Raw genomic sequence first — 207 nt, 5'->3', positions numbered from 1 at the left:
CGTTCAAATTTTGCGCGTGCCATTGCTTCGTTTTTCCTTATCTTTAATTTGCGTTCCCTTGATTTTTAGCAATGATGGCTTCAGCAACATTACGAGGGACTTCTTCGTAATTGCTGAATTCCATTGAAAAGATACCGCGTCCTTGGGTTTTGGAACGGATATCTGTGGCGTAACCGAACATTGCTGCCAAAGGAACTTTAGCAGTTA

At 42.0% G+C, this 207-nt stretch carries 1 protein-coding gene; it reads right to left on the bottom strand.

What is annotated here, in order from left to right; genetic code table 11:
* Positions 1–43: 43 nt before the first annotated feature.
* On the bottom strand, positions 44–207 hold a 164-nt coding region (locus JUI58_RS27700), incomplete at its 5' end, for a hypothetical protein (RefSeq protein ID WP_204101733.1).

Origin of the sequence: Spirulina sp. CCY15215, assembly GCF_016888125.1 — a bacterium.
Taxonomy (GTDB): domain Bacteria; phylum Cyanobacteriota; class Cyanobacteriia; order Cyanobacteriales; family Spirulinaceae; genus CCY15215.
The sequence above is the reverse complement of the archived record's forward strand: the minus strand, read 5'-3'. Positions and strand labels throughout refer to the sequence as shown.